This is a genomic window from Campylobacter sp. (assembly GCF_030528245.1).
Lineage (GTDB): Bacteria > Campylobacterota > Campylobacteria > Campylobacterales > Campylobacteraceae > Campylobacter_D.
The window spans coordinates 1-13,151 of record NZ_JAUMZG010000038.1 but is presented as its reverse complement, the minus strand read 5'-3'; the positions used below and the strand labels follow the sequence as shown (position 1 = coordinate 13,151).

Sequence of the window (13,151 nt, the reverse complement as noted above, 5' to 3'; positions counted from 1 at the left end):
CAAGCAGAATTACAAGCGCGCCGCAAGCAGTATGAATATTATAGAAACAAGCTTTTAAGCTACGATGAATTAGAAAACCGCACCGCAAAATTAAACGAAATTTTAAAATTTAAAACTTTAGGAGAGCTAGGGATACGAAATGCTGGGACAAAAATTACCGCACATCAAATGCAAGCACTTCATAAAGAAAATGCCCCTGTTAGGATTTTTGCAGGTGGTAGCACGATAGCTGATGTTGATTATTGTGATTTACCGAAAAAAGATGTTATCGACAAACCAAGCATTATTTGCAAGGCTAGGGGATATATCGGTTTTGAATATTATGACAAGCCTTTTAGCCATAAAAGCGAATTTTGGTCTTATACCATCGACAAGAACGCTAATCAAAAATTTATTTATTATTTCTTAATCAATCAACAGGAGCATTTTCAAAAATTAGCAAAAGCAAATTCTGTGAAAATACCACAACTAAAAGTAAGCAATACAGATAACTTCCAAATCCCCCTACCGCCTTTAGAAGTGCAAAATGACATTGTAGAGCTTTTAGACAAATTTGACACACTAGCAAATGATTTAACAAGCGGAATTCCCGCCGAGATAGACGCTAGGAAAAAACAATACGAGCATTACAGAGAGAGACTTTTAAGCTTTATTGCAAAGGATTAACTCCCTCATCTTTTAAATTCATCGTTATAGCTACGCCCTTATTTTTAGGAGGATAGGCGATGAATTTGCCTTTTTGACTTTCTAAGAATTCCAAAACCTTAGCGTCAAAAATGCTATCATAGCTCTTTTCTACTGAGGTGTAGCCGAATTTCCCCTCGCTATCGATGAAAATTTTTACCTTAACGCCTATGTTTTTAGGATTAGGATAGTATTGACTCCAACGCTGTTTAATCACCCTTTCAACCCTGCCCAAAAACTCATCATAAATCCCTACTTTTTGGGACTGGGCGCCTTGTCCGTTGGCGGTGCTTTCTTCTGGGATGAGATTGTCGTTTAATTGCTTGAGTAGCTCGGCAGCACTTTGAGAATTCGCACCTTGACTCGACTTTGCGGAGGATTGAATTTGAGTGGTTTTTTCTTCTTGGATTTCTTTGACATTGCCAAAAAGGGCGTTAAAATCGGTGGCTTTTTGATTAATATCTTGCGTTTTGACCATTTTATTGGTGGTTTGGGCGAAGAGTTCGTTGACATTAATAGGATTTGACTGCTCGGGCTTCGGAGTGGGCTTAGGGGTGGGGATTTTGGCTGAAGCTTCGCTTAATTCAACATTAATAAAACTATCCTTTAAATCCGTGTGGTTTAAAACAGGCTCTTGCGCAGTAACCAGCCTGAAAAATACAAAGCCAACAACGATAAAATAAACCCCGCAAGCCAGAAAAAAGGAGGTGGAATTGCTCAAGCCATAATTTTTCATCATTCGGTTTGCAATGCGACCTTACTGAAGCCTAAATTTTTCACACTTCTTAGCACAAAAATGACATCATCATATTTTAAGCTCTTATCCGCTCTAATGAAAACGGGCTCCTCGGTGTTAAATTGTGCCTTTTTTTGTGCAAGATTATCAGCAAAAGAGACAAAGTCGAATTTTTCTTGATTGATGAAAATCTCTTTTTTGGCATTGACACTCACAATAAGGCTTTTTATGGTCGGCGAACTTGCACTTTTTTGCGAACCTTGAGGGAGATTGACCCTTTCTTCGTAGGTGATGCTTGGAGCTGTAACCATCAAAATGGCTAATAAAACAAGCATAATATCCACTAAGGGAGTGATATTAAGCTCGGGCTTTTCATCATCAAAGGGCATCTTAACCTCTATGCGAGCTGAGGATTTTAATCTCGCTATCGATAATGCTTAAAAGCTCAAAAGCCTTCCGCTTGATGATAAGATGAAAGGTATAAGCTGGGATAGCAACTAAAATTCCACAGCCAGTAGCTACTAAAGCCTCGCTGATTTTGGGGGCGATGATACTTAAAGAATTTTGTGTGCCAAGCCCCCCAAAAGTCTCAAGTATAGAAATAACGGTCCCAAAAAGTCCTATAAAAGGCGAGGTAGAAGCGATGATACTAAGCCAAGTCAGTCCCAAAGAAGAACGGCGAGAGGCTAAATTTTTATAAATTTCTAAATGAGAAAGGCTGGTGTCGGTGCATTTTCTTAAAATAGAATTCGTGCGACTCAAGTCCTTTTCGCCCAAAAGTAAGCTTTCCAAGCTTTCTTTTTCCTTGCTGCGCCAATTTGCTAAAAAAGTTAATCTCGCAAAAAGTATGGCAAAAGAAAGGATAAAATAAAAAGAAAGCCAAGCCAAAACCACATAGGTAATAAGACTGGATTCATTAAAAAAATGGAAAATAACCTCGAAATTCATACATTTGCCTTAGCATTATCAAGCTTAGAAAAAGTCGCTGCTAGGGCGGCATTATCCGAACTCATAGCTTTGATTAAGTCTTTTGCGTTATTAAGATTTTTCTCAATCTCACTTTCACTTGAGCCGCACACCCAAACCGCGCCTTTGGCTAGAACGCAAATCTTGCTTTCATCGACCTTAGCATAGCCTGAGTCAATGGCAACTAATTCGTGTTTTAAATCTTGCTTTTCTACATCAATGACGCCAGATTTTAAAGAAGCTACTAAACTCGCATGCCCCCTTAAAACACCAAATTCCCCCTCACTTCCGGGCAGGGTAACGGACTTTACCTCTCCTTGATAAATCATTCCTAGAGGGGTTACTATTTCTAAAGATATTAAATCCTGCATCAATTAGCCTTTTTTTGTTCAACCTTACAATTATCTAAGCAAGTATCACCTCTACTAATCTCCCTCAGAGTTTCTGCCTTAGCAATTGCCTCGTCAATATTTCCTACCATATAAAAAGCATTTTCTGGCAAATCATCATACTTACCCTCTAAAATTCCCTTAAAACCTGCTATCGTTTCTTCAAGGCTTATATACTTGCCAGGGCTCCCTGTGAAAACTTCCGCCACAAAGAAAGGCTGGGATAAAAATTTCTCTATCTTTCTCGCTCTTTCCACGACAAGCTTATCCTCTTCACTGAGCTCGTCCATACCCAAGATAGCGATAATATCTTGTAAATCTTTGTATTTTTGAAGCACAGACTGCACCCCCCTTGCCACATTGTAGTGCTCCTCACCCACAATTTGCGGATCGAGCATCCTTGAGGTGGAATCAAGCGGATCCACAGCAGGATAAATTCCCTTCTCCGCAATGGCGCGGTTGAGAACCGTAGTCGCATCAAGGTGCGCAAAAACGGTCGCCGGAGCTGGATCGGTCAAGTCATCGGCTGGGACATAAACGGCTTGCACGGAGGTGATGGAGCCCTTTTTAGTGGAGGTGATCCTCTCTTGGAATTTACCCATTTCACTTGCTAAAGTCGGTTGATAGCCCACCGCAGATGGAATTCTCCCCAAAAGTGCGGACATTTCGGAGCCTGATTGAGAAAATCTAAAAATATTATCGATAAACATCAAAACATCAAGCCCCATTTCATCCCTAAAATACTCAGCCATCGTAAGTCCGGTAAGAGCAATGCGATTCCTAGCGCCCGGCGGTTCGTTCATTTGCCCATAACATAGAGCAACTTTATCTAAAACATTACTTTCTTTCATCTCATTATAAAGGTCATTGCCCTCGCGAGTCCTCTCGCCCACGCCCGCAAATACCGAGTAGCCGCTATGCTTGAAGGCGACATTGTGAATAAGCTCCATGATGATAACGGTTTTTCCAACGCCAGCACCGCCGAAAAGCCCCACCTTACCGCCCTTTGCATAAGGAGCGAGCAAATCCACGACCTTAATGCCCGTTTCAAAAATTTCACTCTTAGTGCTTTGCTCTTCAAAAGCAGGTGGGTCTCTATGGATGCTCCAACGCTTGTCAAAATCAAGCTCCTCGCCCTCATCGATCAAATCGCCCGTTACATTAAAAATTCTCCCCAAGACCCTTTCCCCAACTGGCACAGAAATAGGACCTCCCAAAGCTTCCACCTTAAGTCCTCTTACTAAACCATCTGTCATATCCATAGCTATGGTTCTTACTCTATTGTCCCCCAAATGTGCGGCGACTTCTAGGATTAATTTTTGCTCTTTTCCATCGTTATTAAAATCTACCCTTATCGCTTCGTTAATTTGTGGTAGATAATCATCAAAATCCACATCTACAACAGGTCCTAATACCTGCGAAATAAATCCTTGCATGCTTTCCTCTCTCCTTAGAATTTTATTATTTCATCGATTCCACACCGCTGATAATCTCAATAAGCTCGGTGGTGATGGACTCTTGTCTTGCCTTGTTGTAGGCTAAATTCAGCTGCTTCACTCTCGCCTTTGCGTTGTTCGTGGCATTATCCATAGCCTGCATTCTGGCACTATGCTCAGCAGCCAAAGAATCGATGAGGGCGAAATACATATTGTATTCAAAATAGGTCTTCATCAAATCCTCTAAAAGCTCGTTTTCCTCTGGCTCAGGCTCTAAAAGCGAGGAATTTTCCTCTGCATTAATTTTTTTGGGCTCAACAGGGATGAGATGATTGATTTTAAGCTCTTGAGTGATCATATTTTTATAGCCATTATGCACCAAAACAATAGCATCGGTCTCTCCAGCCAAATAATCCTCAACCGCGGCACTAATCACCTCACAAGCTTTTTCATAATTAGGACTTGAGCTAAGATGAAGATATTTTTTCAAAAGCTCTCTTTTTTGGAAATTAAAATACTCTATGCCTGTTTTTCCTATGGCTCTTAATCTCACAGCAATATTTTGCTCTTCATAATCCTTTAAAAGCTCATCTACGGCTTTAATGGTCTTAATATTAAAGCCACCACAAAGCCCTTTATCTGCAGTAATAAAGATAATATCTACATTTTTAAATTTTTCTCTTTTTTGAAAACAACTTAATTGAATATCTTTTTCATCTTGATTTGCCTTATGAATTTGAAAAGAAATTTCATTAAGCATTTCATCAATTTTTTGCGCGTAAATTTTAGACCTCTTCGCTGCTTCTTCAGCTTTTTTAAGCTTTGCAGTAGAAACAAGCTTCATCGCGTTGGTTGTCTTTTGTGTGTTATGAACGCTTTTGATTTTTCTTTTTATTTCTTTAAGATTGGACATAAAAAGCCTTACAAATGGTTTGCTTTAAATTCATCAATGGCCTTAGCCAACCTTTCTTCCAAGTCGCTATCCAAGGTCTTTTTGCTACGAATTTGCTCAAAAAGGTCTGGATATTTCGCCTCAATAAAAGGATAAATACCATCTTCAAATTCTCTAATTTTGCTTACCGCCACATCATCTAAAAATCCTCTTGTTCCTGCAAATATAAGCACAACTTGCTTTTCCACAGATAAAGGCGAATAAGGCGGTTGCTTTAAAAGCTCGACCATTCTTTGTCCGCGTTCTAATTGCTTACGACTTGCTTCATCTAAATCACTTGCAAACTGAGCGAAAGCTTGAAGCTCCCTATACTGCGCCAAATCAAGCCTTAAAGTCCCAGAAACTTGCTTAGTCGCTTTAATCTGTGCTGCTCCACCCACACGAGATACGGATAAACCGACATTAATAGCAGGGCGAATGCCTGAATTAAACAAATCTGTTTCTAAGAAAATTTGTCCATCCGTGATAGAAATGACATTGGTTGGTATATAGGCCGAAACGTCTCCGGCTTGAGTTTCAATGATGGGCAAAGCCGTCAAACTTCCTGCACCAAGCTCGTCATTAAGCTTAGACGCTCTTTCAAGCAATCTTGAATGTAAATAAAACACATCTCCCGGATAAGCCTCACGACCCGGAGGACGACGTAAAATGAGGGACATTTCGCGATAGGCTACTGCGTGCTTGCTCAAATCATCATAAATGATCAAAGCATGTCTTGCGCTGTCCCTAAAATACTCGCCCATCGTTACACCCGCATAAGGAGCAAGATACTGCAAGGCCGCAGGGTCTGAAGCGCCAGCACTCACTACGATGGTGTATTCTAAGGCCCCATGCTCCTCAAGCTTTTTCACAACCTGAGCCACCGTGCTTTGCTTTTGCCCTATGGCTACATAGATACAAATGACGCCTTGTCCTTTTTGTGAGATGATGGTATCCACGGCTACGGTGGTCTTTCCGGTCTGCCTGTCGCCGATGATCAGCTCCCTTTGCCCGCGCCCAATCGGCACCAAGGCATCGATGGCCTTTATCCCCGTGTGCAAGGGCTCATGGACGCTTTTTCTCGCCATAATGCCCTTAGCCTTCTCCTCAACAAAACGGAATTCACTCGCATTAATAGAACCCTTAGCATCGATGGGCTCTCCCAAAGCATTGATAACACGACCCAACAAGGCCTCGCCAACAGGGACTTTGAGAAGCTTTTTAAGCCTCTTGACAGAATCACCCTCTTTTAAGCCCTCCCCCTTGCCAAGCACAACGATACCAACGCTACTTTCTTCAAGGTTAAGCGCCATGCCCTTTTCGCCGTTTTCAAATTCAACCATCTCCCCAGCCATGATGTTTTTAAGACCATAAATCTTAGCCACGCCATCGGCGACTGAGATGATTTTTGCCGTTTCTTCAATATCCAAGCTTAAGTCAAAATTTTCTATCTTGTCCTTGATGATGGAACTGATTTCATCAGCTTTAAATTTCATTACATTTTCTCCTTAAATGGTTTTGAGTATGAACTCACTCAATCTATTTTGAAAGGTCTTCATAAAAAAAGAAACCTCATAACCAAGCTCTTCTAGGGTGATTTTAATGCCATCGATCGGGGCGATTTGATTGCTTAATTTGATTTGAACATTAAATTTCGCGCCCAATTTCTCCTCGAGATTTTTAAGACTCAGCGCGTCTAGGGCTTGACCAGAGTAAGCAACGCCAAGAAAAACATTATCCCTAAAAAATCTTTGCTTCTCAAGCTCCGCTACAATTTGCGGGATGCAAGGAAGCCTTGAATTTTCAAGCAAAATTCGTAACAGGTTGTTGAATTTTGGATGGGGCTTTTCAAGCATCGATTCGAGAAGCTCGAGCTTTTTTTCCCTGCTGATTTCTCGAGTTTGTATCAAAATTTTAAATTTCGGGTGCGCAAAGGCCGAAGCCAAAACGCTCAAATTTTTATAAAACTCATCAACATCATCCCGAGAAGCGATCGCCTTAGCATATCTTTTTGCCACAACACTCATTAGGAAGCCTTTTTCATCATAATGTCAATAATATCCTCTTGCGTCAATCTCACATCCTTATCATTAAAAAGCTCAGTGATGATGTGAGAAACCACCTCCCTTTTCATCTTTCTCCACTCGTATTCTTTCTGCTCTTCAAAATGCCTCTGCAGCAAAACAAGCTCTTCTTTAGCGTTGCTCCTGATTTGCTCGGCTAGAATTTCAGACTCTTTCTTCGCCGTAATCAAAGCGCCAGCCGCGACAGCTCTAGCCTCTTCAAGCTTTTTCATGATTTCGAGTTTTTTAGCCTTGCTCTCCAAGAGTTTTTTTTGGATTTCATCCAATCTCGATGAAATTTTCAGGATACGATTTTTATAAAAATTCCTAAACGGAGTGGCCAAGAAGTAGTAAAGTATGGCTACGAAAATCACAAAATTAATCGCCCTAGGGACAATATCATACTCCCCACCGCCACCCGAAGCGGCAAAGGCTCCCAGAGGCAGCAAAAAAAACACCAAGCCTTTCATAAATTTCCCCTCAAATGTTTTTAATATTATTTTGTAAAGACCGCTTGAATTCGGGCAAATTTTGCAACAAATGTCGCTTCAATTCCTCCTTTTGCTCCAAAAGCTCGGCGGTAAAATCCTGCATTTGTTTTTCAAGCTCGTCCTTTTTTGCCTGAAGCATCAGGGCTGCCTCCTCCTTGGCCTGATCGATCGCAGCCTGCTTGATTTTGTGAATTTCTTCCCTAGTTTCTGCATGGATTTTCTCCAGCTCATCATTGACGCCTAGCATTTGTTGGGAATTTTCCTTGACCTTGTTTTCGTCATTTTTTATAGAATCACTTCTTTCGTCCATAAATCGCAACAAGGGCTTATAAAACATAGCATTCAAGATCACAATCATAGCCAAAAAGATAGCCACAGTGGCTAGCATTATAGATCCATGCATATCCGAAAACATAAAGCTCCTTTGACAAAACTACAATAAAGCCCGAGATTGTAGCCAAATTTTTTTAAAAATTTAAAATTTCAAGCAATTTTTTGATTTTATCCGCGTTTGTTAAATGTATTGTGAGTTTCTCCCCTTTGCTCTCGCATCTAAAGCCATACTCTTCCAAAATTTTCTTAATTTCCACCACCCCCCTATCGAGCTCCTCACTCTCTCCAGAGCCTGATTTGCCTTTGTTCTTTAGATCCCGCACCAGTCTTTCCGTTTGGCTCACAGTTAGCTTTTGTCCTATGATGCTGTTGGCTATGGCCTGCTCGTCTTCCTTTTCAAGTCCCACCAAAACCTTAGCGTGTCCCTGAGAAATTTTCCCCTGCGCGATAAGCTCTTGCGTTTTTTCGTCCAAATTCAAAAGTCGCAGCGTATTTGTGATCTGCGTCCTGCCCTTATGGATGAGCTGGGCTAAATTTTCCTGAGTGATTTTATGCTCCTCAATCAGGCTCTTATAAGAATGCGCAAGCTCTATGGGATTTAAATTTTCCCTTTGAATGTTCTCAATCAAAGCAAGCTCCCTAAGCTTGTCCTCATCCACATCGGCCACGAAGGCGGCGATCTTCTTAAGCCCCAAAGCCTTGCTCGCCCTCAGTCTGCGCTCTCCCGCGATCAAAACGAAAGAATTTTCATCCTTTTTTAAAACAACTATAGGCTGAAGCAAGCCGTATTCTTTGATGGAATTGGCAAGCTCCTCCAAGGCCTGCGCATCAAAATGCTTTCGCGGCTGGAAGGGATTAGCGTGGATCTTATCCACAGCGATTTGACTGACTTGATTCACATCAAGCCCCAGCTCCTTGCTATACACGAGGTCCAAATCACCCATGAGCTTGTTGAGTCCGTTGTTTTTATTCAGTCCCACGATCTACTCCAAAATACAATAGGCCAAATTTTGATACGCCACCGAGCCGGGCGATTTGATGTCATAAAGTATGATGGGCTTACCAAAACTAGGACTTTCGGCAAGCTTGACATTTCTAGGGATGACGATGAATTCATCCTCGCTGCTCCCCAGATTGAAAAGCTGTTTTTTAAAATTCTGCTTCAAATCCTCCACCACATCCTTAGAAAGATTATTTTGCGCGCTATACATGGTCGGCAAAAAGCCCCGCACCTTGAGTTTGGCGTTGATGGTTTTTTTGATGATTTTAATGGTATTTAGCACCATCGCCACGCCCTCGAGAGCATAGAATTCGCACTGTATGGGGATGATGACACTATCGCTTGCCGCAAAAGCATTGATGGTGATGTTTCCCAAGGCTGGCGGGGAGTCTATGATGATGAAGTCATAATTATTCACGACCCCCTCAAGCTGCCTTTTGAGTATGGTTTTTTTTTCATTGCCATCGTCCTTGGCAAGCTCCTGCTCGATGCCCACTAAGCCTATGTTTGACGGGGCTAGATGCAGTTGGGGCAGTTCGGTCTTTAGGATGATATCACTGAGCTTTTTTCTGCCGATGAAGGCATGATAAACATTATACTCATAATGATTGCGATTAAATCCCAGCCCCGTCGTCGCATTGGCCTGAGGATCCACATCCACCAAAAGCACCCTTTTTTCCGCCACGGCTAGGGAGGCGGCTAAATTCACAGCCGTCGTTGTCTTGCCCACGCCGCCTTTTTGATTGGCTATTGTGATAATCTCACTCATCTTAAACTATACACCCTTTTACCTTCTAATAATATCGATCCATCCTCATAAAGCAAGGCTTCCCTGAGCGAAAGCACCCTGCCATCGTGATGGACACTGAATTTTCTTGATTTTTCAAATTCTAGCACATAGTGGTTAAAAATATTCTTCCATGAATTTTTTCCCTCCAAGCTTCGCACAAATTCTTCCACCAACTCCCGCGGCGTGATTTTGACATCACAAAGCCCAGCCCCAGGCGGAGCGAATTTTAAATTCAAGCCCACCCCTCCCACGATGAAATCACCAAGCTTCGCGCTCATCACCCCCCCGACCTTTTTATCCGCCAGATACAGATCATTAGGCCATTTGAGCCAAATTTTTGAGCCCAAAGAGCTTAAAATTTCCCGCATCAAAAAGGCAAAATAAATACTCACCGAAGCCAGGGGCAAATCAGAGGGCAAATCCCCCTCCCTCAGGCAAAACGACAGGTGCAAATTCCCCCGCGAGCTCTGCCAGACATTATCCCTACTCCCCACGCCCCCGCTTTGATCTAGGGCGTAGAGGGCGCAGTTTTGCGTCATTTTCCCCTCGCGGATTTGCTCGCATAAAAAAAGATGCGTCGAGGCAATGCTTTCAATGCAAAAAATTTCCAACCCCAAGCCTTTTTCCGTTCAAATAGGTCCGCCCATCCAAAGCCTTTTTTCCGCTTTCTTGCAGTTTTTTCACGCGCAAAATTCCCCGCTTGCACGCTAGCAAAAAGCTCCCTTTCTCAAGGGCTAAAATTTCCCCTGCGGCGGCATTTTTTTCATCCCCATCGACAAGCTCTAACTCCAAAAATTTCAGGCCATTTTCCAAAAAAACCCCCGGCCAGAGGATGAAGGCGCGGTATTTTTGATGAATTTTTTTGGCATCATCTAGAAAAATCCTCCCGTCCTCTTTTTTGATTTTTTTACAAAAACTCGCCCCCGCCTCGTCCTGTTTTTGCGGGATGATTTTGTCAAAATTTAAAAGCGTAGAGAGGATCAAATCCCCCGCCATCCGCGCCAAAAGCTCAAAAAGCTCCCCCGCATTTTTGCCCCCTATATCGCAGTCCTTGCTCTGCAAAATCGCCCCCGTATCCAGCCCCTCATCCATCAGCATCGTGCAAACGCCGCTTTTTTCATCGCCGTTTAAAATGGCCGACTGCACGGGACTTGCGCCGCGATATTTGGGCAAAAGTGAGGCGTGCAAATTCACACAGGGCGCGATGTGCAAAATGCTAGGCGGCAGAATTTTCCCATAGGCTGCCACCACGATGAAATCAGGCTCCAATCGGCGAATTCGCTCCGCCTCGTCCCTCAAGCTTTGCGGCGTGAAAATGGGGATGTGAGGGGCGAATTCTTGCAAAAAGGCCTTCGTGGCACTGGGGGTTAGAATTTGTCTTCTTCCCACCGCCTTATCGGGCTGGGTGAAGAGGGCTAAAATTTCAAATCCTCCGTGCGTCAAAAGGGCTTGAAGTATGGTTTTAGCGTAATTTGGCGTGCCCATAAAAATGACTTTTTTCATCGTTTTCCTCAAATTTAAAGCTGCGATTGTAACGAAAATCAAGGGGCCAGTAATTTACAAAAAATCTGTAAAATAAGGCCATTTCACACAAGGGACGAAAATGCGAAGCGATGCCATCAAAAAAGGACACCTCAAGGCCCCCAACCGCTCCCTGCTTAGGGCTTGTGGTTTGAAGGATGAGGACTTTGAAAAGCCCTTCATCGGCGTGGCGAATAGCTATATCGACATCATTCCGGGGCATTTTTTCCTCAATGATTATGCGAAAATCATCAAGGATGAGATACGCAAAAACGGCTGCGTGCCCTTTGAATTCAACACCATAGGCGTGGATGATGGTATAGCGATGGGACATAGCGGGATGCTCTACTCCCTACCCAGCCGCGAGCTCATCGCCAATTCCGTAGAAACCGTGATGAACGCCCACCAACTCGACGCCCTCATCTGCCTACCCAACTGCGACAAAATCACGCCCGGCATGCTCATGGGCGCCCTGCGGGTCAATGTGCCGACCATCTTCGTAAGTGGCGGACCCATGAGGGCGGGAGAGACGAAGAAGGGCGAGAAAATCAGCCTCAGCTCCGTTTTCGAAGCGGTGGGCGCCTTTGAAGCGCAAAAGATTACCGAAGAAGAATTTAAAGAGATAGAGTGCAAGGCTTGTCCGGGTGGGGGCTCATGCTCGGGGATGTTTACGGCAAATTCCATGAACGCACTTTGTGAGGCTATGGGCGTGGCACTGGAGGGCAATGGGACAATTTTAGCCCTTACGCCTGAGAGGGAGGAGCTTTTGAGGCGGGCAGCAAGGAGGATTTGTGAAATCGCCCTGGATGCGCGCTTTAAAATCCGCAATATCATCACGCAAAAGGCCCTGCGAAACGCCTTTGTCGTGGATATGGCGATGGGAGGCAGCACGAATACCATCTTGCACATGCTAGCCATCGCGAGGGAGGCGGGACTGGAATTTGAGCTGGAGGATTTGAATTTCATCTCAAGCAAGGTCGCCCACATCGCTAAAATCGCCCCCTCGCTCAACACCATCTACATGGAGGACATCCACAGGGCAGGAGGCGTGAGTGCGGTGATGGCTGAAATTTCAAGCAGGGAGGGACATATTTTAGAGCTAGATGCCCTGATGATAGAGGGCGGGGAGCTTGGGGAGCGCTTGGAGGGAGCGAAAATCAACGATGAGGGCGTCATCCGTAGGGTGGAAAATGCTTATTCTAGCGTGGGAGGACTGGCGGTTTTGTTTGGAAATTTAGCTCCGCAGGGCTGTGTGATCAAGACTGCGGGCATCACAGGGGGGAGGAAATTTAAGGGCAGGGCGGTGTGCTTTAATTCCCAAGATGAAGCGGTGCGGGGCATCATGCGAGGGCAGGTGAAAAAGGGTGCGGTCTGCGTCATCCGCTATGAGGGGCCTAAGGGTGGCCCGGGTATGCAGGAGATGCTCACGCCCACTTCGCTCTTGATGGGCATGGGACTGGGCGCTGAGGTGGCGCTCATCACGGATGGACGCTTCAGTGGAGCGACAAGGGGGCTTAGTGTGGGGCATATCAGCCCTGAGGCGGCAGAGGGGGGACTCATCGCGCTTTTGAGAGACGGGGATGAGATAGAAATCGATGTGGATGCGTATCGCATCTCTGTCAATTTAAGCGAGGGGGAGATAGCTGGACGCAGGGCGGAATTTGTCATGCCCCAAAAAGAGCTGTCCTCGAGGTGGCTTAGGATGTATCAAAAGCTCGTGAGCAATGCAAGCAGGGGAGCGATTTTGGAGTGAGAAAAGGAATTTTCATGTTGGATTTAGCGATCATTGGCGGGGGTCCTGCGGGTCTTAG

The 13,151-nt window shown here is 44.1% G+C and carries 16 protein-coding genes; 2 read left to right on the top strand and 14 right to left on the bottom strand.

The window, feature by feature from the left end; translation table 11 throughout:
* Positions 1–666, top strand: a 666-nt coding sequence (locus tag Q4A73_RS06525; RefSeq protein ID WP_303206647.1) for a restriction endonuclease subunit S, incomplete at its 5' end; no start/stop codon positions are given.
* Here Q4A73_RS06525 and Q4A73_RS06520 read toward each other — a convergent pair.
* The 14 genes from Q4A73_RS06520 to fmt are packed head-to-tail and all read right to left on the bottom strand — an operon-like array spanning position 650 to position 11,322.
* Positions 650–1,420 (bottom strand): TonB C-terminal domain-containing protein, encoded by a 771-nt coding sequence (locus Q4A73_RS06520; protein WP_303206648.1) that lies wholly within the window; start codon positions 1,418–1,420, stop codon positions 650–652. The genes Q4A73_RS06525 and Q4A73_RS06520 overlap by 17 nt on opposite strands.
* Complete coding sequence (locus Q4A73_RS06515; RefSeq protein ID WP_270977203.1) at positions 1,420–1,809, bottom strand: ExbD/TolR family protein; 390 nt, start codon at positions 1,807–1,809, stop codon at positions 1,420–1,422. The genes Q4A73_RS06520 and Q4A73_RS06515 overlap by 1 nt, the downstream gene beginning before the upstream one ends.
* Before the next feature lies 1 nt (position 1,810).
* On the bottom strand, positions 1,811–2,368 hold the full coding sequence (locus tag Q4A73_RS06510; protein ID WP_289233350.1) for a MotA/TolQ/ExbB proton channel family protein: 558 nt from the start codon (positions 2,366–2,368) through the stop codon (positions 1,811–1,813).
* On the bottom strand, positions 2,365–2,757 hold the full coding sequence (atpC, locus tag Q4A73_RS06505) for an ATP synthase F1 subunit epsilon (RefSeq protein WP_289233351.1): 393 nt from the start codon (positions 2,755–2,757) through the stop codon (positions 2,365–2,367). Before atpC ends, Q4A73_RS06510 begins: the two co-directional genes overlap by 4 nt.
* The gene (gene atpD / locus Q4A73_RS06500; protein WP_303206646.1) at positions 2,757–4,211 is read right to left on the bottom strand and encodes a F0F1 ATP synthase subunit beta; all 1,455 of its coding nucleotides are present in this window, start codon (positions 4,209–4,211) and stop codon (positions 2,757–2,759) included. Before atpD ends, atpC begins: the two co-directional genes overlap by 1 nt.
* 25 nt (positions 4,212–4,236) lie before the next feature.
* Positions 4,237–5,124: an ATP synthase F1 subunit gamma gene (atpG, locus tag Q4A73_RS06495; protein WP_303206645.1), complete on the bottom strand. Its 888-nt coding sequence runs from the start codon at positions 5,122–5,124 to the stop codon at positions 4,237–4,239.
* A gap of 8 nt (positions 5,125–5,132) precedes the next feature.
* Complete coding sequence (gene atpA, locus Q4A73_RS06490) at positions 5,133–6,638, bottom strand: F0F1 ATP synthase subunit alpha (protein ID WP_303206644.1); 1,506 nt, start codon at positions 6,636–6,638, stop codon at positions 5,133–5,135.
* 12 nt (positions 6,639–6,650) lie between these two features.
* Entirely contained in the window at positions 6,651–7,169 is a 519-nt protein-coding gene (locus Q4A73_RS06485) for a F0F1 ATP synthase subunit delta (RefSeq protein WP_303206643.1), read from the bottom strand.
* The gene (locus Q4A73_RS06480; protein WP_303206642.1) at positions 7,169–7,675 is read right to left on the bottom strand and encodes a F0F1 ATP synthase subunit B; all 507 of its coding nucleotides are present in this window, start codon (positions 7,673–7,675) and stop codon (positions 7,169–7,171) included. The genes Q4A73_RS06485 and Q4A73_RS06480 overlap by 1 nt, the downstream gene beginning before the upstream one ends.
* A gap of 10 nt (positions 7,676–7,685) precedes the next feature.
* Complete coding sequence (locus Q4A73_RS06475; protein ID WP_303206641.1) at positions 7,686–8,111, bottom strand: FoF1 ATP synthase subunit B'; 426 nt, start codon at positions 8,109–8,111, stop codon at positions 7,686–7,688.
* A gap of 52 nt (positions 8,112–8,163) precedes the next feature.
* Positions 8,164–9,009: a ParB/RepB/Spo0J family partition protein gene (locus Q4A73_RS06470; RefSeq protein WP_303206640.1), complete on the bottom strand. Its 846-nt coding sequence runs from the start codon at positions 9,007–9,009 to the stop codon at positions 8,164–8,166.
* A gap of 3 nt (positions 9,010–9,012) precedes the next feature.
* Positions 9,013–9,798: an AAA family ATPase gene (locus tag Q4A73_RS06465; protein WP_303206639.1), complete on the bottom strand. Its 786-nt coding sequence runs from the start codon at positions 9,796–9,798 to the stop codon at positions 9,013–9,015.
* Positions 9,795–10,430 (bottom strand): biotin--[acetyl-CoA-carboxylase] ligase, encoded by a 636-nt coding sequence (locus Q4A73_RS06460; RefSeq protein WP_303206638.1) that lies wholly within the window; start codon positions 10,428–10,430, stop codon positions 9,795–9,797. The genes Q4A73_RS06465 and Q4A73_RS06460 overlap by 4 nt, the downstream gene beginning before the upstream one ends.
* Entirely contained in the window at positions 10,411–11,322 is a 912-nt protein-coding gene (gene fmt / locus Q4A73_RS06455) for a methionyl-tRNA formyltransferase (protein ID WP_303206637.1), read from the bottom strand. Before fmt ends, Q4A73_RS06460 begins: the two co-directional genes overlap by 20 nt.
* A 100-nt stretch (positions 11,323–11,422) precedes the next feature.
* On the opposite strand from fmt, the gene ilvD reads away from it, so the two are divergent.
* Positions 11,423–13,093, top strand: coding sequence for a dihydroxy-acid dehydratase (ilvD, locus tag Q4A73_RS06450; RefSeq protein ID WP_303206636.1), 1,671 nt, complete (start codon positions 11,423–11,425; stop codon positions 13,091–13,093).
* Positions 13,094–13,151 lie beyond the last annotated feature (58 nt).

Excerpts from the sequence above, each read along its gene's own strand:
- Q4A73_RS06520 (WP_303206648.1), bottom strand. The coding sequence starts at position 1,420 with ATGAAAAATTATGGCTTGAGCAATTCCACCTCCTTTTTTCTGGCTTGC.
- Q4A73_RS06515 (WP_270977203.1), bottom strand. The coding sequence starts at position 1,809 with ATGCCCTTTGATGATGAAAAGCCCGAGCTTAATATCACTCCCTTAGTG.
- Q4A73_RS06510 (WP_289233350.1), bottom strand. The coding sequence starts at position 2,368 with ATGAATTTCGAGGTTATTTTCCATTTTTTTAATGAATCCAGTCTTATT.
- atpC (WP_289233351.1), bottom strand. The coding sequence starts at position 2,757 with ATGCAGGATTTAATATCTTTAGAAATAGTAACCCCTCTAGGAATGATT.
- atpD (WP_303206646.1), bottom strand. The coding sequence starts at position 4,211 with ATGCAAGGATTTATTTCGCAGGTATTAGGACCTGTTGTAGATGTGGAT.
- atpG (WP_303206645.1), bottom strand. The coding sequence starts at position 5,124 with ATGTCCAATCTTAAAGAAATAAAAAGAAAAATCAAAAGCGTTCATAAC.
- atpA (WP_303206644.1), bottom strand. The coding sequence starts at position 6,638 with ATGAAATTTAAAGCTGATGAAATCAGTTCCATCATCAAGGACAAGATA.
- Q4A73_RS06485 (WP_303206643.1), bottom strand. The coding sequence starts at position 7,169 with ATGAGTGTTGTGGCAAAAAGATATGCTAAGGCGATCGCTTCTCGGGAT.
- Q4A73_RS06480 (WP_303206642.1), bottom strand. The coding sequence starts at position 7,675 with ATGAAAGGCTTGGTGTTTTTTTTGCTGCCTCTGGGAGCCTTTGCCGCT.
- Q4A73_RS06475 (WP_303206641.1), bottom strand. The coding sequence starts at position 8,111 with ATGTTTTCGGATATGCATGGATCTATAATGCTAGCCACTGTGGCTATC.
- Q4A73_RS06465 (WP_303206639.1), bottom strand. The coding sequence starts at position 9,798 with ATGAGTGAGATTATCACAATAGCCAATCAAAAAGGCGGCGTGGGCAAG.
- fmt (WP_303206637.1), bottom strand. The coding sequence starts at position 11,322 with ATGAAAAAAGTCATTTTTATGGGCACGCCAAATTACGCTAAAACCATA.
- ilvD (WP_303206636.1), top strand. The coding sequence starts at position 11,423 with ATGCGAAGCGATGCCATCAAAAAAGGACACCTCAAGGCCCCCAACCGC.